Raw genomic sequence first — 21,511 nt, 5'->3', positions numbered from 1 at the left:
GTGTTTGAATGTTGCAGTATTTGAGTGTTGCAGTGTTCGAATGAGAGGTCAGGGAAATGTCTATTGTGAGATAGATTGCAAAATAACAACAGGAAATAATAAATGGAGAAAATAAGAAAAAAAAGCTCTGGAAAACGGGCAGGAAGTGTAAGTTTGCGGCTGATCCTTTGCCTGGCATGTCTGCTTCTTCTGGGCGGATGCCGAAAAAAAGAAGAGGTGCATCCGACGGCGGGCGAGGACGGAGTCTATCAGATTTATTATCTCAATTCGACGCGCACGGGGCTGGCGAGTGTTTCCTATCAGACGGAGACGACGGACGCTGAGATCCTGATCGGGGAGCTGGCGGGGCAGATCCTTGCGGCGCCGGAAAACCCGGAGTATCAGGCAGTTTTAAGCGATAAGGTTGAATTCCTGGATATTAACCGGGACAATAACGTGCTGACGCTGAATTTTAATCAGGAATATATGAATATGAAAGCGTCGAGGGAGATTCTGTGCCGGGCGGCGCTGGCAAAGACCTTTACACAGGTTAAGGGAGTCGATTATATCAGCATTAATTGCGAGGGACAGCCGCTTCTGGACACACATGGAAACCCGGTGGGCGCGATCGCAGGAAGTGATTTTGTAGACAGTATTTCGGATGTCAATTCCTATGAAAAAGTAGAGCTGACCCTGTATTTTGCCAATGAAGAAAAAGATGGTCTGGTGGCAGAAAAACGGGAAGTATTTCACAGTATGAACACGTCGCTGGAACGCCTGGTAGTGGAACAGCTGCTGGCAGGTTCCCAGAATGGCGGGCTTTCAGTGATGCCGAAAAATACAAAGGTATTAAACGTATCACTGACAGATAATACCTGCTATGTCAACCTGGATAGCGGTTTTATTTCCGGGGATATCGATGTGGCGGAGTATATTCCGATTTACGCGATCGTCGATTCGCTGACAGAGCTTCAGACGGTAAATAAAGTACAGATCACGGTCAATGGCTCGGCAGATGTGACGTACCGGAATGTGATTTCGCTGGTGCAGCCTCTGGAGAGAGAGGAGAAGTATATTGTGAAGTAACTGTCAGACAGAATGTATATGCCATATTTGGAAGAGAGCAGCAATGGGATTTTGTTGATGTTTTGTAGAATACAGGAAAAGAGGAATTGAATATCAAACGACCGGTAATGTGGATGATGGTGGCTTTCGTACTTGGAGAGGTCGCAGCGTACCAGATGGGCATGACGGTGTGGTTTATAATTGCAGCAGCGCTTTTTTTGTTTCATAGGAAATTGTGTCCTATGAAACACAAGGCACATTCTTTTTCACCTGCAGTCATAAAAACAGCAGAAGGACGGGTAGATTCGGACTTTCAGACAGACGCAGAACGCGTCTGGAATTGGAAAGATCCGATGATGTGCCGTGTCTTTCTGCTGTTTTTCTGTTTCCTGGCAGGATGGGGACGGATGACGGTGGAAATGCGCCCGGATGCGCTGGAACGGATGGTAACGCAGAAGGGCGGTTCGACAGAGGTGGCGGTATCTGGAACACTGGATTCTGTTTCGGAAAAAAATGGGTGGTGTACGATGATTTTGACGGGGGTGGAGGTAGAGGATGAAAGTGTAAAAAAGGTACTGATATCGTGTAAAAGCGATTTACTGGATATGTGTGAAGAGAAAATTCTGCCACCCTGCGGAAGTCAGATTCATCTGACGGGAACTGCTGAGTTTCTGGAAGAAGCGCGCAATCCGGGGCAGTTTTCGTATCGGATGTATTATCGGGGACTAGGAATCAGAAACCGGGTGACGGCGGATCGGATTTTTATTTCAGAAGGAAAAAGTTCCCCTCTCCGAAGTCAGGCAGAATGCTTCCGGGCGTACGCGACGGCTGTTTTTCAGGAAATCTGTGTTCCAGAAGATGCAGGGATTTTCCAGGCAATTTTGCTGGGGGATAAATCCGGGTTATCGGAAGAGCTGCGCGAACGGTTTCAGGATAATGGGATTGCACATATTCTGGCGGTCAGCGGACTTCATGTCTCTTTGATTGGCATGAGCGTTTACAGCGCCCTGCGTTTGGGGGGCATATCGTATGGATGGGCGGGACTGGGTGCTTCAGCGCTTCTTACCTTTTATGGTTTTGTAACCGGATTTGGAGCATCGGTATTCCGGGCGGTATTTATGGTAGAGGTGTCCTGTCTGGCGGCATATCTGGGGCGGAGTTACGATCTGCTGAGTGCGCTGTCACTGTCTTTGATTTTGCAGGCGTGGCAGTCGCCGTATCTGCTCTTTTCGGCGGGATTGCAGCTTTCCTATGGCGCGGTTGCCGCGATTGGGCTGGAGACGGAGCGGCTGCGGAAAGTGGGAAAAAAGAGAAAAGAGCGGGAAGAGGAGGAACAAGAGAAAGAAAAAAAGAAAGGATATGAAACATTCATGCTTAGCTCGGCAATTCAGCTTTATACGATGCCGATTCAGCTGTATCACTATTTTACATTTCCAATGTGGGGAATTTTTCTGAATCTGATCGTGATACCGCTTCTCACGTATGCAGCCGGAAGCGGTCTGCTGGCGCTTGGAATTTACAGTATAGCGTTTGTGGGAGGAAAAATGGGGGAAATGGGCGGAGGCAGTAGCATTGCGGGAGTGCTTTCGGCTTTTGGGGGTGCAGCATCAGGAATATCAGAAATACCAGAAATATTCAGAATAGCGGCAAGTGCATGTACGGGTCCGGGGCATTATATTTTTCAGTTGTATGAATGGCTTTGCATCCAGGTGGAACGCGTGCCGTTTCATTCCATCGTGGCAGGACGCCCGGAAATGTGGAAAATAGGGGTGTTTTATGTGGCGCTGGGGATTCGATATGTGTGGAGTGTGGGAGAAGCAAGAGAGAATTTAGGGAGAAAAGGGATTTTTCGGTTTCCAAAAGACTGGAATGCACAGGGAAAAAATAGTGTATTTATTGCTGTGGCGGTAGTCTTTTTAGTGGTTAAGCCTGTTCATGGCTTTCAGAGCTGGTTCCTCGATGTAGGACAGGGCGACGGCGTCTTTCTGCGGACGCGGGATGAGGCAATTCTTTCGGACTGTGGCAGCAGCCAGGATAAAAAAATCGGGAAAAATGTGCTGGGACCATTTTTGAAAAGTCAGGGAATCCGCACGCTGGACTGGATTCTGGTCAGCCATGCGGATGCGGATCACACGAACGGGATCGAGTGGCTTTTGAAGGAGGAGGCAGATATCCGGGTGCGGAATCTGGCACTTCCGGCGGCGGGAAAAGGGCAGGAGGCATATAAAAAACTGGAAACTCTTGCCAGAAAACGGGGTGCGGAAGTCTATTATCTGCATCGGGGAGAAACGGTGCGGGCGAAAAGCCTGGCGCTTCGGTGCCTGTACCCGGAGGCGGGGGAAAAGCCGGTCGAGGAGCGAAATAGTCATTCACTGGTGTTTGATGTCACGTATGGAAAGTTTCGTATGCTTCTGACTGGAGATATTGGAGTGGAGGAAGAAAGAGATATTCTGGGAATGGAAGAGGACAAAAAGGGGGAAAAAGTGACACTGTTAAAAGCTGCACACCATGGTTCGAACGGTTCCTCCTCAGAGGAGTTTTTGGAGTGCTTTTCCCCAGCTTTCACGGTGCTCTCTTATGGAGAGGGAAATACTTACGGGCATCCGGCACCGGAGGCGGTGGAACGTCTGGAACAGACGGGAACGGAGATCTGGAGAACGGCGGATTCAGGGGCAGTGAATGTGTGGACGGACGGGAAACGTATGTATATCAAGGGATATAAGAAACAAGATTATGGGAAGGAAAGAGATAAAAACAGATAAAAAACTAATTGTTAACTATATAAAAATAATAGGTTGACAATAGAAAAAGGCTATGTTATGCTTGCAATCAGTTCTGCATCTGTTTCGACTACCCGGGATCTGGAACGGCCGCTGCTGTTTTAGATGGTTGGAACAGGGGTTGCGGAGAGAAATTTATGTACATGTGCGAGAATAGAATGGCTTCGGATGCCTGAAATCATTCAGATAACCAAGGAGGAAAAAGGTTTGAAACACATGAAGACAAAAGATTTAGTTTTGTGTGCGATGTTTGTCGCACTGATTGCAGTGGGAGCATTTATCAAGATACCGGTTCCGGTGGTTCCGTTTACATTGCAGTTTTTATTTACGATGTTGGCAGGTCTGCTTTTAGGTCCGGTCAACGGGGCGCTGGCGGTTGTGGTTTATATCGTATTAGGTTTAATTGGACTTCCGATTTTCGCACAGGGCGGCGGACCGGGATATATTTTCCAGCCGAGTTTTGGATATATCATCGGATTTGCGGTTGCGGCGTATGTGAATGGTAAGATTGCCAATGCCAAGACGCATCCGAGTTACCGGCGCCTGCTGGGAGCTAATTTTCTGGGACTTTTTATTGTCTATGCATTTGGAATGATTTATTACTACGTGATCAGTAATTTCTATCTGAATTCGCCGATCGGCGTAGGAGCGCTGTTTTTATATTGCTTTGTTCTGGCAGTTCCGGGCGATATCGTGCTCTGTATTGTGGCTGCCATCATAGGAAAACGGATGATTCCGCTGATTCAGGGAGGGAGACTTGGATAAAAGATGAGCAAGGGGATTTTTATAACAGGTACGGGAACGGATATTGGAAAAACGTATGTGACAGGCTTGATTGTGAAAAAACTGCGGGAGAGCGGCGCGGATGCGGCGTATTATAAAGCGGCAATGAGCGGCAATGAGCGGCGTGTGGATGGAAGCCTGATTCCAGGAGATGCCCTGCAGGTAAAAACAATGTCGGGAATCGGGCAGCCGCTTGAGGAAATGTGTCCGTATGTGTACGAGACGGCGGTATCGCCGCATCTGGCATCCCGTCTGGAGGGCAACCCGGTCCAGATGGATCGGGTGCTGGAAGATTTTCACAAAGTCTGTGAAGAATATGAGTATGTGACGATGGAAGGAAGCGGCGGAATTCTCTGTCCACTCTGCATAGACGAAGCGGATATCCGTCTTCCAGAAGTAGTAAAAGCGTGCGGGCTTGGCTGCCTGCTGATTGCAGATGCGGGGCTTGGGACGATCAATGGCGTGGGGCTTACTGCCTATTATCTGAAACAACAGGGAATTGCCCTGAAAGGAATTATTTTCAACCATTATGAGACGGGGAATCTGCTTCATGAGGATAACCGGAAAATGTGTGAATATTACACGGGCATTCCGGTTGTTGCCTGTGTGGCGGATGGGGATACGGAGCTTTCCATGGATGCGGAGACGCTGAAAGGGCTGTATGCGTAAGACAGAAGATAAAGGAGAAGAAAAATGATCTGGTATCCATATGAACAGTTAAAAACAATGAAAGCACCTTATGAGATCGTGGATGCGAACGGGGTATATCTTTACACGAAGGATCAGAAGCTGATTGATTCGGTTTCATCCTGGTGGAGCGTGATTCATGGATATAAACATCCGGTGATCAATCAGGCAATTATTTCACAGGTGGAAAAATTTTCTCATGTGATGCTGGGCGGGCTGACGCATGAGCCGGCGCGCAGGCTTTCAGAAAAATTGGCATCCTGGCTGCCGGGCGATCTGGACTACTGCTTTTTTTCAGATTCCGGCAGCGTGGCGGTTGAGGTAGCGCTGAAAATGGCGCTGCAGTATTATATGAACCGCGGCGATGAGAAGCGGACGATGATTCTGGCGCTGGAACACGCGTACCACGGCGATACCTTTAAGACGATGGAGGCAGGCGATGATGAGGACTACCATTTTGTGCTGAAAGCCTATGGTGCAAGCCCGTATGTGGTTCACATTCCGACGGAGATCCCGGCGCTGGAGAAAGCATTTGAACAGTATCATGACAAGTTGAACTGCGTGCTGGTGGAACCGCTTTTACAGGGTGCTGGCGGAATGCGGATGTACGACATTTCATTTTTGGAGAAGGCAAGGGAACTCTGTGATAAGTACGGCGTGCTGTTGGTTTTTGATGAGGTGGCAACCGGATTTGGCAGAACCGGAAACCGCTTTGTGGCAGATCGGGTGCTACCGGATATTCTGGTTCTCGGAAAGGCATTGACCGGCGGTTACATTGGTCATGCGGCGACTGTGGCAAATAAAAAGGTATTTGATGGATTTTTCGATGATAACCCGGAACATGCGCTGATGCACGGACCGACCTTCATGGGGAATGCCCTCGCGTGCAGTGCAGCGCTTGCCTCGATCGAGCTGTTTGAAACGCAGAACTACATGGAAAAGATTCAGAAGATCGAAGCCATCACCCGCCGGGAGATGGAGGGATTTACCGATCCGAGAATCAAGGAGGTCCGCATGATGGGCGGATGCGTCTGCGTCGAGGTATATGATCCGGCAGTCCTGAAAGGATATCAGGAATATGCGTACAAACGCGGCGTGTTCAGCCGTCCGTTCTTAAATTATCTGTACGCGATGGTTCCGTATATTATCAAGGAAGAAGAGCTGGTGCAGGTGCTTCAGTGCATGAAGGACTGGTTTGCGCGGGGATAGGTAACGAAGAAACGTAACTGCTCACAGGTGGGAATTTTCTGAACTGAAAATCCCGTATGCGTGAACAGTAACAGACATCTATCTTAGAATAAAAAATAATTTAAGTATTTCTTTCTGAATGAATTTCATTTATGATAGAAGATATGGAGTATTGTTTTAAGAAACGATACATGGATTGTGTTGCCTGCGATTGTGAATGGATAGGACAGAAGCAATCAAAATTCTAGTATAAAACTAACATTCGGGGAGAAACCAATATGAAAGAACAAATGAAGAAAATAGCGCTGCTATCGCTGTCATTGATACTGACATCGGCGTATTCTGTTTCGATCGTGCTGCCATCGCTGCTGCAGCATTTCAGTGAATATACAACCGCACAGGTGGAGATGTTGATCTCAGCACCGTCGTTTGCGATCACTGTCATGATCGTGCTGAATGCATGGCTGTCGCGTTATATGAAAGACCGTCCAATGATTGTGGGCGGTCTGCTTCTTTTATCGGTCAGCGGCATGGTACCGGTGTTTGTACAGGAATATCCGGTGATGTTCGCGTCCAGGATTTTCCTGGGGATCGGGATTGGGCTCATTAATGCGAAAGCAATCAGCATTTTCAGTGAATATTATGAAGGCAGGGAAAAAGCGGCGCTGCTCGGATACCGCGGATCGGCGGAGGTGCTGGGAAGCGCGGTTATGACGCTGGTTGCTGGAAAATTGGTGTTGATCCGGTGGAATCTGGCATTTTGGGTGTATGCGCTCGGATTTGTGATTGTACTTCTGTATCTTGTATGGGTTCCGGGGAATATGGAGATGGGACAGAGTGCGGGCTCACAGAGTGCAGGGGCAGAGAAAGAAAGTCTGGAAGCGGAGGCAGATGGAAAAAGAGAATGCTGGAAAAAAGAAGTCCTGCCCATTGCTTATGCACTGTTTGCGGGATTTGTCATCTGCATCTACTGTTCCAATTCCCTGCGTGTCCCGATGCTGATTTTGGAGAAGAAACTTGGAACGGAGTCGGAAGCCAGCATCATTCTCACGCTCATGATGCTGATGGGAATAGCTGCCGGTGTTTATTTTGGAAAACTGACGATGTGGTGGAAGGAAAAATTGCCGGGGGTTGGATGCCTGATGCTTGGAGCGGGGATGCTTCTGACCGCATATGCGGGCAATCTGCCGCTGATTGGAATTGGCATTAGTATCGTTGGATTTTTCTATACCGTTCTGGTTACCTATTCCTTCCACCAGATTTCCGAGCAGATTCCGCAGTCTTCTATCAATACAGCCACATCAATCGTGCTGGTCGGCTGCAATCTGGGAGCGGCGTGTTCGCCGTTTGTGCTGAAATGGATGGGAAGATTCAGTGAGGGCGTGAGCGTGCCGTTTGTGGGGTATGCGGGGATGATGGGAGTATTAGGAATCGTTCTGATAGTAGTCACGGGAAGAAAGAAATAATACAGTAAACCAATAATAGGAATGACGGCAAAATCTGCAACCAGAACTGTATCGTACGGAATCTTCAGTTTAGAAAATTCAGAAAATTCCTACCTGTGAACAGTTATCTGAAATCGAACGTTTGTACTGATTTGTTCTGCTTTTATGTATACATTCATGAGTGGATTTGGTATAATAGAAATACTTAATGGGATTTTTTGTGTACTAGGAAATTCCTTGGAATCCCCTATTACACAAAAAGGCACATTCTTTATTTGTGAATTATATCAAATCAGGAGAAAGCAATGGATCATTTTGAGTTGGTATCAGAATACAGCCCGACCGGCGACCAGCCGCAGGCGATTGAAAAGCTGGTGGAGGGCTTCAAGGAAGGAAATCAGTTCCAGACATTACTGGGTGTAACGGGCTCTGGCAAGACGTTTACGATGGCAAATGTGATTCAGAAGCTGAATAAGCCGACGTTAATTATTGCACATAATAAGACGCTGGCAGCCCAGCTTTATTCGGAAATGAAGGAATTTTTTCCCAATAATGCGGTGGAATACTTTGTCAGCTACTATGACTACTACCAGCCGGAGGCTTACGTCCCGTCCACGGACACATACATCGAGAAGGATTCCTCCATCAACGACGAGATCGATAAGCTGCGGCATTCAGCGACGGCGGCGCTGTCGGAGCGGCAGGATGTGATTATTGTGGCATCGGTTTCCTGTATCTATGGTCTGGGAAGCCCGATCGATTACAAAAACATGGTTATTTCCCTGCGTCCGGGCATGGAGAAGGACCGCGACGAGGTCATTCACAAGCTGATCGACATTCAGTACAGCCGGAATGACATGGATTTCAAGCGAGGTTCGTTCCGGGTGCGCGGCGATGTGCTGGAGGTATACCCGGCGTATTCGGGCGGCGATGCGTACCGGATTGAGTTTTTCGGGGATGAGGTAGACCGGATCACAGAGATTGACACGCTGACGGGCGAGATCAAGGCGCAGTTAGGACATATCGCGATTTTCCCGGCATCGCATTATGTCATCCCGAAAGAGCGGATGGAGATTGCGGCAAACAATATTTTAGAGGAAATGAAGGAGCAGGTCGCTTACTTTAAGAGTGAGGATAAGCTTCTGGAGGCACAGAGAATCGCGGAGCGGACGAATTTTGATGTGGAAATGATGCGGGAAACAGGCTTCTGTTCCGGTATCGAGAATTATTCGCGTCATCTGATTGGTTCGAAACCGGGAGAACCGCCGTGTACGCTGATGGATTATTTCCCGGATGAATTTCTGGTGATTGTGGACGAGTCGCACATCACGCTGCCGCAGGTGCGCGGTATGTACGCGGGCGACCAGTCGCGCAAGAAAACGCTGGTGGAATATGGCTTCCGCCTGCCATCGGCGCTGGATAACCGACCGTTAAATTTTGAAGAATTTGAGAGCAAACTGGATCAGATTCTCTGCGTTTCAGCAACACCGGGCGAGTATGAGGCAGATCATGAGCTTCTGCGGGCAGAGCAGGTGATCCGTCCAACGGGACTTCTTGATCCGCCGATTGAGGTGAGACCGGTCGAGGGACAGATCGACGATCTGATTTCGGAGGTCAACCGGGAGGTGGATCGAGGGTTTAAGGTGCTTGTTACGACGCTGACAAAGCGGATGGCAGAAGACCTGACCGACTATATGCGCGATGCGGGAATCCGCGTCAAATATCTGCATTCGGATATTGACACGTTGGAACGCGCCCAGATTATCCGGGATATGCGTCTGAATGTCTTCGATGTGCTGGTCGGCATCAATCTGCTTCGTGAGGGTCTGGATATCCCGGAGATTGCGCTGGTGGCGATTCTGGATGCGGATAAAGAGGGATTCCTGCGTTCGGAAACGTCCCTGATTCAGACGATTGGCCGAGCAGCGCGAAATTCCGAGGGGCATGTTATCATGTATGCAGATTCGATCACGGATTCGATGCGGGCGGCGATCGAGGAGACGGAGCGGAGACGCGCGATTCAGCAGGCGTACAATGAGGAACATCACATTACGCCGACGACGATCAAGAAAGCTGTCCGGGATCTGATCACGATCTCGCAGGCAGCCGAACCAGTTACGAATAAGGTAACAAAGGATCTGGAATCGATGGATCGCCAAGAATTAGAAAAACTCGTAAAGGAACTGACGAAGAAGATGAATCAGGCGGCAGCCGAGCTGAATTTCGAGGAAGCGGTCGTGCTGCGTGACCGTATGGTAGAGGTCAAGAAAATGTTGCTGGATTTGGAAAATTCGTAACTGTTCAATACTTTCACAGTTACGAAAATTCATAAATCAGAGGGTGGTTGGTATGGAATATGGCGCGCTGATGGAGATGGCGGTCCGGGCGGGGGAGATCATGCTGGCGAGCGGAGCGGAGGTCTACCGTGTGGAGGACACGATTCACCGTATTTTAAAGCATTCAGGGATTGCACGGGCAGATGTGTTTGTCGTGACGACGGGGATCGTGGCGACGATTGCGGATGCATCACTTCCGCCGCTTACCTTGGTAAAAAGGGTGGAAAACCGGGCAACGAATTTGAACCGCATTTATCAGGTAAACAATGTTTCAAGGGAATTTTGCAGCGGAAAATTGTCCGTCGGGGAGGCGCAGGAACGACTGGATCGGATTGCTAATACGACATTATACGGATTCTGGAAGAAATGCATTGGCTATGCGGCAACGACGGGATTTTTTGCGGTGATGTTTGGAGGCGGTCCGGGCGAATGCCTGGTGGCGGCTGTCGTGGGAGTCGTTCTTGCGTTTGTCCTGCGGGCGGCGTCCAACCTTATGCTGAATGATTTCTGTCAAAATGCACTTGGCTCGTTTGCACTGGCGGTTGCGGCGTATCTGCTGCGCCGTGGGGCATTTCTGGGAATGAGCCTGGATGTAGTGATTATCAGCGCAATCATGCCGCTGGTGCCTGGGGTCACATTTACGGCGGCAATCCGCGATACGCTGAATGGAGATTACAGTTCGGGAGTCGCGCGGATGGCGGAGGCAGTCGTGGTGGCGCTGGCGGTTGCGTCGGGCGTCGGTCTGGCGATCGTGGCAGTCCGGCTGGCGGGAGGATCGGTATGACAGAGATGATAAGAGAATTGATGATCCAGAGCGTGGGGGCATTTCTGGCGGTTTTTGGTTTTTCCCTGCTGGTCGATATGCCGCGGAAATATCTGGTTTATGCGGGCATTACCGGAGGTGCCGGATGGCTGGCGTACCTGGTATCGATGCAGGTGGGAACCTCGCAGGTGGCGGCGGCATTTTTTTCCAGTCTGGCAGCGGCTCTGCTGAGCCAGGTATTTGCACGCGTGTTAAAAGCGCCCGTCACGATCTTTCTGGTGGCAGGAATCCTGCCGACGGTGCCGGGCGCATCGATCTACCGGAGCGTCTATTTTCTGATACAGGGACAGACAAAATGGTACAATTTTTATCTGATCCAGACGATCCAGATAGCGGGGGCGATGGCGGTTGCCATCTTTATTGTGGATTCACTGTTCCGTCTGCTCCGGAATAAAGCGTCGTAGTGGAACTGGGCGGCAGGTAGAGACAGCCCTGAATCCTGCTAAAATAATAAATATGATCTGACAGGCGGTCTTCAGCGGGCACATCCGACTGATTGATCGCCTGAACCATTTCATTGAGTTCTTCCGGCGGAAGAGAGACGTTGCTGGGAGTGAGAAGCACTTCATGGATGCTGGACGGAAGGATAATCAGATCTTCGCCCAGGCTTTCGGCAAACTCTTTTAAGACGCGGGGATAGAGCATGCAGGCAGCGCCGTTGATGCCGCGCGAATTTGTCAGAACGTAGAGAGCGACCGATGGAAGAGCTTCCGTTTCAACGATGTCCTCCATTTCGAGCTGATTGAGGGTGGATTCGATGGAGCTGATGTGGTACGGCAGTATGCGAGGTGTATTTTCTTCCGCCAGTATGCCGATCTCTTCCAGAGAAATATCCCACAGGGCAAGATGGTCGCTGTGTACCAGGGTCGTCATCTGTCCCTCCTCATTGTCAGTGAGGATCAGATAGAAAACGATCGCCAGATCGAGATACGGAATATGTGGGATGTGGGAGAGAAGCACCTTATTTTTAGCGGCGTGGATCAATTTGTAGGCAATCCGGCCGCGTACGGCATCAAAATCACGCAGTTCCTCGCAGATATCCTCCGAAAATCCTGGATTTGTCTCATACACCATCAGGATCTGATCGGTAATAATGGAGAGCGGCATCCCTTCCTCCGCTTCATTATAGTAGGCGTTCAGATAGACAGTCGGTGATAACCGTGAGCCGGGTTTCGTAAAGCTCAGCCCGTCGAGCATCAGTCCATTATTTTTCAGAACCCGCCGCAGGGAGACGTTGGCTTTTTTATTGAGGCGCGTCTGCACCATCGACTGGATTGTTTTCAAAAAAGTTTCATAGACCATAGAGTACCTCCTGAAATAAAATTGCAGATAGGGGATGCCCGCTTGCTCATGTAGGTTATGAATTTCAGCAAAATGAGAAACAGTTTCCCCGTGTGAATAAGTTTTAAGGAATCAAATCAAGAAGCAGTCATGAAGTTTGAGATGTGAAGAAAGATTGCTTAGTGATTAAAAAATAAATAAAAAGTTCAGAGTTTTAGCGTTTACCTTTTGAGTGCGTAAGTATGAAAATGGTCATGGAAATCATCGAAAAAACTGAACATGAGAATCGCAGGAACCAGTAAGATGTGAAAAAATTGCCTGCATATAAAGAAGCAGGTGCCAAATGCACCGATATCATGATTATACTGGAAAATGGGAAGATTGGCAAGAAAAATAACAGGGGAAAAGTGAAGTTCTGGTTGCGGATTTGTTGCAGTTCACGCATACGTTCCCAGTAACAGTTTGCATGACGCTCATAATGTGTGAACGATGGTAAATAAAGAGATAAGATGGCGCGACTGCGAGATGAAAACTAATAGCTGGCACTCATGGTGGAAATAAAACTGAAAAATAACAAGAAAATACAAAATTAGTATTGACAAAATGCGACATATGTATTAGAATAAAACCATCAAAAGAAACAAGAAATAAAACAAAAAAAGAAGGGAGCTGATTCCACCGAAAACATAAAACTGGTTCAATTTTTTAATAAAAAAATTGAACAAAGGAAAACCAAAATCAACAAGTAAAAATCAGTCAATCATCTATCATACATATTTAGAAACAGGATTCGGTTTAGTGATATGACGAGAAAGTATCATTAAAAAGAAGCGTTTTTTAAAAGAGAGATAGATAAGTGAAAAAAGAAAAAAATAAGATTGAACGATTCAGAAATTGTTGAAAAAGGAATCAAAATTGAATAAAGGAAAAGTTCAAAGAAAGAGGTATCATCCAATGGACGAGATAGTTTAAAGGGTATCGATAAAATGTCAATTTATCGATACCCTTTTTCTGGTTCATGGAAAGGCATCAAGAAGGATCTTTTCTTATATAAAGATCAAATCCCCTGTAACTCAAACGGCGGCGTGTATTCTTCTTTCGCGCTGCTTTTTTCCTGCATAAAGCCGTGCGTGAGCCCCAGCTCAATCGCAGCATCGACGACTTTCTGGTATTCGTAGCTTGTGATGCGGCGGTTGATTTCCGGATATTTGCTGCTCTGGTAGAAGGGGGTGTACTGGCTCATAAGGCTTACCAGAAAATGCCCCTCCGGGAGGTTGTCGTGAATCCAGTGGAGCAGGCGGATGGAATCGTCTTTGTGTTTCGGAAGAACCATATGTCGCAGGATCACGCCGCGCTTCATGAGCTGGCAGGTCTGACCATTTTCAGAGAAATCTTCCAATACCAGCGGACCGGTGTGCGCGATCATCCGTTTGACTGCTGCGGAGGCGACCGGAAAATAGTCCGGGGCGGCGGAGTAGCGGGCGGACAGCTCAGAAGAGTAATATTTTAAATCCGGCAGCCAGATATCGATATAGGGAGCCAGCGCGTCAACCGCCTCCAGTGTCTCATAACCGCCGCAGTTGTAGACGATAGGGATGGAAAGCTGCGGTTTGACCCGTTTTAAGACGGGCAGTAGCGACGGAAGGTACTGCGTCGGCGTCACCAGATTGATATTGTGCGCGCCCTGTGCCTGCAGTTCCAGAAAAATTTCCTCCAGACGCGTTTCGGAAATATCTTTTCCAAAGCCTTCGCTGCTGATCTGGTAGTTCTGGCAGAAACAGCAGCGCAGCGTGCAGCTGGAAAAAAAGATGGTACCGCTTCCGTGAAGACCGCTGATACACGGTTCCTCCCACGGATGAAGCGCCGCGCGTGCCGCCCGGATACCGGCAGGGCTGTGACACCAGCCCTGCTTTTTTGTGCGGTTGATCTGACAATTTCGCGGACAGCAATGGCAGCTTTCGTAGGAATAGGCGGCTGGTTCAGAGAACTGGACAGGCGAGCCGGCACTTGAATTAGGGAGGGGAATATATGTGTTCATAGGTTTTGCTTCCTTTTTTTATAAGATTTTTTGTAAAGGTAATTCCTTCAAAGTTTTTTTACATAGTTCAAATCTGTGTTGAATCTGAAAAATCGATCGTTATAATGTATTTATTCTACTAAGAAAGATAAGCAGTGTCAAATGTGATTACATTTAATACGAAAGGGCTGGACTTTGCACTGACGGCACTGTTTGTAATGATTTTTACGGAACAGTGGATCGGACAGAAGCGCCATTGGCCGGCAGGGACTGTATTTTATATGATTCTGGTGCAGATGGTGTTTGTTTAGATGATGCGTGTTTTTGCCTCGCGTGCGTTGCCATCGGAAGCAGTGTTTTTTGTTTCAGATCCGGGTTTCCCCAGGATCTGGTTGATACATTTCCAGGCATCTGTCAGCCGGTCGAGGTTCCAGGCAGCGTTGGCAGGGCTGGTGGACGGCAGTTTGATTGCCTCAATGCCAGTCTGTTTACGGCAGAAGCGGTCGTACATTTTTCCGGACAGCCCGCCGTTTGTGTAAATCGCCTGGATGGAAGCGTGATCCAGGATAGAGGCGAGGTCGTTTGGAACAACATCGCGGATGGAACTGTCGCTGGATCCTTCGATGGAACAGCTATGGATGGTGTCCCAGACGGCGATGTGGTTCCGCAGCAGAAATTCCTTCTTTTCCTCGATGGAGGATGGAACGTCTTCCTTTCGCAGGCGCGCTAAGAGCTTCCAGAAACGATTCTGTGGGTGCCCGTAGAAAAAACAGCTTTCTCGGGATTTGACCGACGGAAAGGAACCGAGGATCAGGATGCGGGAGTCGGCGTCAAAAACAGGCGGGATTGGGTGGATGATGTGGGATGGCATGGTGGAACCTCCTTTTTGCGGATTATTGTTGTCAATTATAATAAATACGAAATCAATTTTCGACTTTGATCTGGCTTCATTTGGTGCATGGACATGATACTCACGAACCCGCGCTATCGCGCGCTACCGCCCTGCTTCGCATGGCTGTTTGTTCGGTAATGGCGCAAGAAAAGAATATGTCTGCTTCGCAGCCGCATTCTTTTCTTCTGGGCTCATTATACCATGACCACTAAATTCGTGAAACACCTCATTAAGTGGTCAGGCATATGTTCTCACTAGACTCGAAAATACCTCGTCAAGTGTTCACATTATATCATAGATCAAAAATGATAGAATGTTTTTTTGAAACTCCCTTTTTACAAAAGTGTGTCTGATGCATACTAACTCATAATTATACGAAACACCACACTTTTATTCGTTTTCTATTCATTTCCGGCTAATGGGTATTCATTTTTACTCTAAGTTATCATGCAATTTATTTAGAATGGAATTTTTGAAAGAGCCGGCACCTTGAATGGGCTGACTCTTTCAATGTCACCTGTAATTGACAAACTGGAATTGTTCTACTTCTTTATCTTTTTAATATCCTGATACAGCCCATATCCCAGAAACAGGATTCCAATAATAAACGCAATACCAGCCGCTATTGCTAAAAAAGGACCTACATATTCAAGACCTGCTGCAAATAAAGTGGCATTCCACGAAGCTACTCCACTCATAAATATCGCAGCAGAAATATATCGTGCAGAAATTAAAACTGCTGACATGAAACAGAAAATAGCACCTACAATTTTGTTTTCCATTTAAATCACCTCCAAATTCCGATTTTTCGTTCTCTGTGACTTCCCAATAAACGGGAATTTATCGTTTTATTCTGGTATAAAACTCTTTTTCATCTTGGTGATGAATATAGGCCCCATTTTTAATCTGCACACGCAAAGATGCCATATTATCCCTATGAACAGACATATATATTTCGTCTTCTTTAATAATGTGCCAGGCTTTTTCGATTGTCAATCTCAACCCTTCCGAGGCGTATCCCTTGCCTCTGAATTCTTTCTTTATTCCATATCCTATATGGCCTCCTCCGTTTGCAAGTGCAGGAGTAAGGTAATGACGCACGCGAAATAATCCTACTATTTTCTCATCATCCCATAAGAAAAAATCCGTTTCTGGAACCCATCCATCAGCCAGATCAATTCCCTTTTCAGCATTAATATAACCAGGTAATATTTTTATTTCAAATTCCTTTCTTGAACATCCAGACGCAAAATTCGTAAATCCATTTTCATTGGAAGGGGTATTAGTAATAAATTCGTATTCCTTTTCAATATCTTCCAAATTAGCTGATTTTAAGTACAACATAAAAAGCTGCTTCCTCCTATTTTTCTCAAAGAGTTCGGTCAATCCCGATTTGTATAACAGTAGTCTAACACACGTTGTTTAAAAATACTACAGCCAAGCCAATGTCTGTAATTTGCCCTAAAATTTCATTTTATGGAATTTGGACTACTTGATTTTCTAATTGCATACGCAATTCGTGAAATGTATCATTATACTGTTGATACATCAGACACACAAATGTAAATAGGGACTTTTGAAAAAGCAATTTTTCGAATAACTGTGACGAGGTAACTGTATCGGGAAGAGCTACACAGCGGATGATTTTGATGGCATTTCATATATGCAGAGAAAACACCTATATTTTATAAGGAGTTCACAAGTTTTTAATATTTTCACTTCTTGATTTATAGGCAATCTGCCACTATAATGGATAAGAGTACGCAGAAATTTGTGCGCTGACGGGGAAGAAAAGCGGGCATGAAGCCGGATGAGAAGCAGATGCGGCAGATTTAGAGGAGCTTTTGAGTAACCTGATGTGGCAGATTCCGGATGTACAGTGACACAGAATGGAGAAAGTGTATGGATAATAAGGGAAACCAGAATAAAAATGGAAAAAATCCCCGCGGTCAGAATTATGCAGTGCTGATCATGACGATGCTGTTTACGCTTCTCTGCGTGGCGATGATGCACAACCTCTGGCAGGGCAGCCGCACGCACAAGATGCCGTACAGCGAGTTTAATCAGATGCTTAAGGATCACGAGGTAGAATCGGTTGTGATTGGCAATGGAAAGATTCAGATCACGCCGAAGGAAGATTCGAAGAAATATGGCGGCAGCCAGGGCAAATACGGAAATCTGGTAGGAATGGAGTACTACACGATTCCGATCAACGATCCGGATTTGGAGAAGAAGCTGGATGAAGCTGGTGTTACGACCTATGAACAGGCAGAAGTGGACGCGACAGGCAGTATTATCATGCTTCTGCTTGAGTGGGTGCTTCCGATTGCAGCGATGTTCGTCATTTTCAATATGATGATGAAGCGCATGGGCGGCGGAGGCGGCATAATGGGTGTCGGCAAGAGCAATGCCAAAGTATATGTACAGAAAGAGACCGGTGTTACGTTCAAGGATGTGGCAGGCGAGGATGAGGCGAAGGAGTCTCTGACGGAGATTGTTGATTTCCTGCATAACCCGGGAAAATATACGAAGATTGGTGCGAAACTGCCGAAGGGTGCGTTGTTAGTCGGACCGCCAGGAACCGGTAAAACACTTCTTGCCAAGGCAGTAGCTGGAGAGGCGAAGGTTCCGTTTTTCTCTCTGTCCGGTTCAGATTTTGTGGAAATGTTTGTCGGCGTCGGCGCATCCCGTGTGCGTGACCTGTTCAAGCAGGCGCAGCAGTCGGCTCCGTGTATCATTTTCATCGATGAGGTGGATGCGATCGGTAAAAGTCGTGATTCCCGTCTGGGCGGCAACGATGAACGTGAGCAGACGTTAAACCAGCTCCTTTCGGAGATGGATGGATTTGATTCCTCCAAGGGTCTTTTAGTCATGGCGGCGACGAACCGCCCGGAGATTCTGGATCCGGCGCTGCTTCGTCCGGGACGTTTTGACCGCCGGATTATCGTGGATAAGCCGGATTTAAAGGGGCGTGTGCAGATTTTAAAGGTACATTCCAAGGATGTAAAACTGGATGAGACGGTTGATTTCGAGGAGATCGCGCTGGCGACATCTGGCGCTGTAGGTGCGGATCTAGCCAATATGATGAACGAGGCGGCGATCACAGCCGTTAAGAATGGCAGGAAAGCCGTTTCCCAGAAGGATTTATTTGAGGCAGTTGAGCTGGTTCTGGTCGGCAAAGAGAAGAAAGACCGCATCTTGAGCCAGGAAGAGCGCCAGATTGTTTCGTATCATGAGGTGGGTCATGCGCTGGTCAGCGCCCTGCAGAAGGACTCGGAGCCGGTACAGAAGATCACGATTGTGCCGCGTACCATGGGGGCGCTTGGCTATGTCATGCAGGTGCCGGAGGAAGAGAAGTACTTAAATACCGAGAAGGAAATCCGCGCGATGCTGGTCGGATTTTTAGGCGGACGTGCGGCTGAGGAGATCGTTTTTGATACGGTAACGACAGGTGCGTCAAATGATATTGAAAAAGCAACCCGGATCGCGCGTGCGATGGTAACCCAGTACGGTATGTCCAAGAAGTTCGGTCTGATGGGGCTGGAAAGCCAGGAAAATCAGTACCTGAACGGGAGAACTGTCCTGAATTGCAGTGATATGACGGCGGCAGAGATTGACAAGGAAGTCATGCATATTTTGAAGGTTTCTTATGAGGAGGCGAAACGCCTGCTGAGTGAAAACCGCGAGGCGCTTGATAAGATTGCGGCGTTCCTGATTGAGAAAGAGACGATCACCGGTAAAGAGTTCATGAAGATTTTCCATGAGGTAAAGGGAATCCCGGAGCTGGAGGAAAAGAAACAGGAAGGCGAGAGCCGGATTGAGATGCCGGAGGCTGCGAAGACAGGCGATGAGGTTCAGCCGATAAAGACTGCGGAAGAAACGAACGCGGAAGACCCACAGAACCAGCAGAATCTGGAAGCAAAACTGGCGGATGAAGCACCGGAATCGGCAGAAGCTGTAGCAGCAGAGAGTCCAAATGAGGATGAGATGCGCGGTGGAAGCTCGTTCGACCGGAAATAAAAGTGATGTATAGCATAAAAGAAATATTTATACAGTAAATAGAACGGCTGTATTTCAGCAATGTGAATTCATATATTGAAAAATCTATGAGTACACATTGCTGAGATACAGCCGTTATTTATTTTGCCATAGGAAACTTCGTCCTATGACAAAAAAGCGCTCCGCGGCACATTCTTTTTTATATGGGATTATTTCAATTATTGGTACAGGCGGTTATGCTCATATACCGGCTCGGAGGTCAGTTCGATGCCGAGACGTTTGAAGGTCTTGATATCAACCTCCGACAGCATGACGGAAGTGTGAACCTGGCAGCCACGCAGCTTTTCAAGCTGTTCCAGGGCGATCTGCGCGTGTTTGTTGGTAGCGGCGCACATGGACAGCGCGATCAGAACTTCATCGGTGTGGAGACGTGGGTTGCGGCTTCCGAGGTACTCGACTTTCAGCTTCTGGATCGGCTCGATCGCGATCGGGGAGATCAGGTGCTCATCGTGCGGAATATTGCCAAGTACCTTGACAGCATTTAGAAGCAGGGCAGCGGAAGCGCCGAGCAGGTTGGTTGTCTTTCCGGTAGCGATGGTTCCGTCCGGAAGTTCGATGGCAGCAGCCGGAGCACCGGTTTCTTCGGCGCGTTTCAGGGCAGCCGGAACAACCTTGCGCATATCGGTGGTCAGTTTTGCCTGCTTCATCAGAAGTTCGATCTTATAAACTTCCTCTTTGCCGACATCCTCTTTGACAACGCGGTTTAATGCCTGATAGTAGCGGCGCAGGATTTCCTGACGGGATGCTTCGCAGCAGGCTTCGTCGTCAATGATGCAGTTTCCTGCCATGTTGACGCCCATATCAGTCGGGGATTTGTACGGGTTCTCGCCGTAGATTCCCTCGAAAATAGCGCTCAGAACCGGGAAAATCTCGATGTCACGGTTGTAGTTGACCGTTGTTACACCATAAGCCTCCAGATGGAACGGATCGATCATGTTGACATCGTTTAAGTCAGCGGTCGCTGCCTCGTATGCCAGGTTGACCGGGTGCTTTAACGGGATATTCCAGATCGGGAAGGTCTCAAATTTGGCATATCCAGCCTTGACGCCGCGTTTGTTCTCGTGGTAGAGCTGGGAAAGGCAGGTTGCCATTTTTCCGCTTCCCGGTCCCGGCGCGGTGACAACAACGAGTGGACGTTTGGTTTCAATGTAATCATTTTTACCATAACCTTCATCGCTGACGATCAGCGGAACATTGCCCGGATAACCGTCGATGGTGTAGTGGCGGTAAACCTTGATGCCCATGGATTCGAGCTTGTGTTTGAAGACATCCGCAGTGTTCTGCCCGGAATAGTGGGTGATTACAACGCTTCCAACATAGAGTCCCTTGTCGGTAAAGGATTGAATCAGACGGAGTACGTCTACGTCGTAAGTAATGCCGAGGTCGGAACGTACTTTGTTTTTCTCGATATCCGCAGCACTGATGACGATGACGATCTCCGCCTGATCCGCTAACTGCAGAAGCATCCGCAGCTTGCTGTCAGGTGCAAAGCCCGGAAGAACCCGGGATGCGTGGTAGTCATCGAACAGTTTTCCGCCAAATTCGAGGTAGAGCTTATCACCGAACTGGTTGATACGCTCACGGATATGTTCCGACTGCATTTTCAGGTATTTGTTGTTGTCAAAACCGATTTTCATCTAATCCTCCGTTCTTAGTTTCGTCCCGCACAGAATACCGGTATCGCGGTGGGGGCAGATGCCGGTTTCCATCTGGTGGGATGAAAATCATATGTTTGTATGGATGATTGCGCCGCCAGGTCACAGTCCATGTCCGGCATAGACTGCCATTCGCAGTTGTTTATGTCGATGCTCTTTGTGTGAAATGAACGCAGCACAGCAGACCGCAAAGAATCACAATTAGTACTATTATCCTACAAAAAAGTCTATTTGAGTAGAGGAAAAATAAAAAAATTTTAAAATCGGAAAAATGACGGATTTGGTTTTCGGAAATGTAATATTTTCTGGCGAAAATTTTTGTGTACAGGCGATGGGGATGGAGGAAAGAAAATCTGGATGTAAATTGATAAAAAACAGAAAAGGGCATACAAAATGTGATATAATGAGCGCAGAAGAAAAGAATGCGGCTGCGAAGCAGACATATTCTTTTCTTGCGCCATTAACGAACGAACAGCCATGCGAAGCAGGGCGGTGGAGCGCGATAGCGCGGGTTCGTGAGT

At 47.8% G+C, this 21,511-nt stretch carries 17 protein-coding genes; 11 read left to right on the top strand and 6 right to left on the bottom strand.

The genetic code is table 11. The features are described from left to right. Positions 1 to 102 precede the first annotated feature (102 nt). From DW931_RS03650 to DW931_RS03610, 9 genes are all read left to right on the top strand, one after another. Positions 103 to 1,065, top strand: coding sequence for a GerMN domain-containing protein (locus DW931_RS03650; protein ID WP_118467265.1), 963 nt, complete (start codon positions 103 to 105; stop codon positions 1,063 to 1,065). Positions 1,066 to 1,286: 221 nt separating this feature from the next. Beyond that, positions 1,287 to 3,806: a ComEC/Rec2 family competence protein gene (locus DW931_RS03645; RefSeq protein WP_243015323.1), complete on the top strand. Its 2,520-nt coding sequence runs from the start codon at positions 1,287 to 1,289 to the stop codon at positions 3,804 to 3,806. A 234-nt stretch (positions 3,807 to 4,040) separates the two neighbouring features. Continuing rightward, on the top strand, positions 4,041 to 4,589 hold the full coding sequence (locus tag DW931_RS03640) for a biotin transporter BioY (protein ID WP_227589440.1): 549 nt from the start codon (positions 4,041 to 4,043) through the stop codon (positions 4,587 to 4,589). 3 nt (positions 4,590 to 4,592) lie between these two features. Next, positions 4,593 to 5,276 (top strand): dethiobiotin synthase, encoded by a 684-nt coding sequence (gene bioD / locus DW931_RS03635; RefSeq protein WP_118467270.1) that lies wholly within the window; start codon positions 4,593 to 4,595, stop codon positions 5,274 to 5,276. Between the two features lie 24 nt (positions 5,277 to 5,300). Beyond that, positions 5,301 to 6,503 (top strand): adenosylmethionine--8-amino-7-oxononanoate transaminase, encoded by a 1,203-nt coding sequence (bioA, locus tag DW931_RS03630; protein WP_118467272.1) that lies wholly within the window; start codon positions 5,301 to 5,303, stop codon positions 6,501 to 6,503. Positions 6,504 to 6,760: 257 nt separating this feature from the next. Next, entirely contained in the window at positions 6,761 to 7,948 is a 1,188-nt protein-coding gene (locus tag DW931_RS03625) for an MFS transporter (protein WP_118467273.1), read from the top strand. Positions 7,949 to 8,232: 284 nt separating this feature from the next. After that, positions 8,233 to 10,224, top strand: coding sequence for an excinuclease ABC subunit UvrB (gene uvrB, locus DW931_RS03620; RefSeq protein ID WP_118467275.1), 1,992 nt, complete (start codon positions 8,233 to 8,235; stop codon positions 10,222 to 10,224). A 52-nt stretch (positions 10,225 to 10,276) separates the two neighbouring features. Next, a complete protein-coding gene (locus tag DW931_RS03615; RefSeq protein ID WP_107001060.1) occupies positions 10,277 to 11,047 on the top strand; it encodes a threonine/serine exporter family protein in 771 nt (256 codons plus the stop codon). After that, the gene (locus DW931_RS03610; protein ID WP_227589434.1) at positions 11,044 to 11,490 is read left to right on the top strand and encodes a threonine/serine exporter family protein; all 447 of its coding nucleotides are present in this window, start codon (positions 11,044 to 11,046) and stop codon (positions 11,488 to 11,490) included. The genes DW931_RS03615 and DW931_RS03610 overlap by 4 nt, the downstream gene beginning before the upstream one ends. On the opposite strand, the gene DW931_RS03605 is transcribed toward DW931_RS03610, so the two are convergent. Both DW931_RS03605 and DW931_RS03600 read right to left on the bottom strand, forming a co-directional pair. Beyond that, positions 11,444 to 12,388 (bottom strand): DUF5688 family protein, encoded by a 945-nt coding sequence (locus DW931_RS03605; RefSeq protein WP_117795870.1) that lies wholly within the window; start codon positions 12,386 to 12,388, stop codon positions 11,444 to 11,446. The genes DW931_RS03610 and DW931_RS03605 overlap by 47 nt on opposite strands. Positions 12,389 to 13,424: 1,036 nt before the next feature. Continuing rightward, positions 13,425 to 14,405 (bottom strand): radical SAM protein, encoded by a 981-nt coding sequence (locus DW931_RS03600; RefSeq protein ID WP_118467283.1) that lies wholly within the window; start codon positions 14,403 to 14,405, stop codon positions 13,425 to 13,427. Positions 14,406 to 14,548: 143 nt separating this feature from the next. Here DW931_RS03600 and DW931_RS03595 point away from each other — a divergent pair, with 143 nt between their 5' ends. After that, a complete protein-coding gene (locus DW931_RS03595; RefSeq protein WP_243017769.1) occupies positions 14,549 to 14,695 on the top strand; it encodes a hypothetical protein in 147 nt (48 codons plus the stop codon). On the opposite strand, the gene DW931_RS03590 is transcribed toward DW931_RS03595, so the two are convergent. From DW931_RS03590 to DW931_RS03580, 3 genes are all read right to left on the bottom strand, one after another. Then, complete coding sequence (locus DW931_RS03590) at positions 14,692 to 15,255, bottom strand: DNA-deoxyinosine glycosylase (protein WP_118467285.1); 564 nt, start codon at positions 15,253 to 15,255, stop codon at positions 14,692 to 14,694. The two genes, DW931_RS03595 and DW931_RS03590, sit on opposite strands and share 4 nt — an antisense overlap. 563 nt (positions 15,256 to 15,818) lie before the next feature. Further along, positions 15,819 to 16,058, bottom strand: a complete 240-nt coding sequence (locus DW931_RS03585) for a hypothetical protein (protein ID WP_107001055.1) — start codon at positions 16,056 to 16,058, stop codon at positions 15,819 to 15,821. A 58-nt stretch (positions 16,059 to 16,116) separates the two neighbouring features. Further along, positions 16,117 to 16,620 carry a GNAT family N-acetyltransferase gene (locus DW931_RS03580; protein ID WP_107001054.1) on the bottom strand — a complete coding sequence of 168 codons (504 nt, stop codon included), beginning with the start codon at positions 16,618 to 16,620 and terminating at the stop codon, positions 16,117 to 16,119. Between the two features lie 558 nt (positions 16,621 to 17,178). Between DW931_RS03580 and ftsH the strand changes: the two genes are divergently transcribed. Beyond that, positions 17,179 to 19,296, top strand: coding sequence for an ATP-dependent zinc metalloprotease FtsH (gene ftsH, locus DW931_RS03575; RefSeq protein WP_118467287.1), 2,118 nt, complete (start codon positions 17,179 to 17,181; stop codon positions 19,294 to 19,296). A gap of 197 nt (positions 19,297 to 19,493) precedes the next feature. Here ftsH and DW931_RS03570 read toward each other — a convergent pair whose 3' ends face one another. Next, on the bottom strand, positions 19,494 to 20,972 hold the full coding sequence (locus DW931_RS03570) for a DUF1846 domain-containing protein (RefSeq protein ID WP_022359314.1): 1,479 nt from the start codon (positions 20,970 to 20,972) through the stop codon (positions 19,494 to 19,496). Positions 20,973 to 21,511: the final 539 nt, after the last annotated feature.

Origin of the sequence: Clostridium sp. AM43-3BH, assembly GCF_003479985.1 — a bacterium.
In the GTDB taxonomy this organism is placed as follows: Bacteria; Bacillota; Clostridia; order Lachnospirales; family Lachnospiraceae; genus Otoolea; species Otoolea fessa.
The sequence above is the reverse complement of the archived record's forward strand: the minus strand, read 5'-3'. Positions and strand labels throughout refer to the sequence as shown.